General features: G+C 42.3%; 1 protein-coding gene. It reads left to right on the plus strand.

Annotated elements, in window-relative coordinates; genetic code table 11:
• The coding region (locus AC5590_RS30945; protein ID WP_169268986.1) for a condensation domain-containing protein at positions 1 to 1,481 on the plus strand (1,481 nt) is incomplete at both ends.

Below are 1,481 nucleotides of genomic sequence, written 5' to 3' on the forward strand. Positions count from 1 at the left end.
TTTGCAACCTGTTCCTATTGGTATCCCTGGAGAATTACATATTGGTGGTGTAGGTTTAGCTAGAGGTTATTTCAACCGTCCAGAATTAACAGCCCAAAAATTTCTTCCTCATCCTTTCCAAGCCAATTGTCTCTTATATAAGACTGGTGATTTAGCTCGTTATTTACCAGATGGAAATGTTGAATTTCTGGGACGCATTGACAACCAAGTTAAAATTCGCGGGTCTCGGATTGAACTGGGAGAAATTGAAACGGTACTGAGCCAACATCCTCAAGTTCAGCAAGCGGTGATAATTGTCCGAGAAGATGAGCCAGGGAATAAATATTTAACAGCTTATGTTGTTGGCACAACAGAAACATTGGCTAGTAGCGAATTGCGTCAGTTTCTCAAACCACAGCTGCCTGAATATATGATGCCATCTGCTTTTGTGATGCTCAAAACCTTACCCCTGACTCCTAATGGTAAAGTTGATCGTCGAGTTTTGCCAAAGCCAGAGATAACAAATTCAGAACTAGAAGCAGCTTTTGTCGCACCTCGTACTTGGCAAGAAGAAAAACTAGCCGAAATCTGGTGTACAGTGTTACATCGGGAAAAGGTAGGCATATACGATAACTTCTTTGAATTGGGGGGACACTCTCTCCTGCTAACATCTGTAATATCTCGCATTCGGGAAAGTTTTGCGATCGAACTTCCCTTGCGTTCTCTATTTGCAGCACCTACTATAGCTGCGCTTAGTCAAGTGATAACTGCTCGTCAGCTAGAGGTACAGGAGCAGAGTGCAAGTGGTATGACATTGAACACCTTACCACCTCTTGTCCCTCAAGTACGAGACACACATATACCACTATCTTTTGCACAAGAGTCTATATGGTGTTTACAACAATCAGCTCCTGAAAGTTGCGCCTACAACAGCTTTTTTGTTTTACGTTTCACTGGCTCCCTCTCTGCAAGCGTGTTGGAGTCTAGCTTCAATGAGATTATTCGCCGTCATGAAATATTACGGACAACCTTTACTGTGGTAGAAGGTCAACCCGTACAAATCATTACCCCATCCCTGACCATACCACTAAAGATTATAGACTTACAAAACCTACCTAAAACAGAGCAAACATCTGAAGCAGAAAGACTTGCAGCTCTGGAATATCAGCACCATTTTGATCTAGCTTCTTGTCCTCTAATCAAGACAACGTTGCTGCGATTAACTCAACAGGAGCATTGGTTGACAATAAATATGCACCATATTATTACGGATGGGTGCTCATTTGGGTTCTTGTTGGAAGAGTTACGAAGACTCTATGAAGCTTTTGCCAATGGTTTACCTTCACCCCTACCCGAATTACCTGTTCAGTACGCAGATTTTACCCTCTGGCAGCGGAAATACTTTAATGAAAAGGTAATAGAACAGCAACTTGCTTATTGGCTGCAAAAACTGACTAATCCTTCACTATTATCTGATGTGGTGTCTAGCAATGAGCCACAGG

It is taken from the genome of Brasilonema octagenarum UFV-OR1 (assembly GCF_963888615.1).
GTDB classification, from domain to species: Bacteria; Cyanobacteriota; Cyanobacteriia; order Cyanobacteriales; family Nostocaceae; genus Brasilonema; species Brasilonema sennae.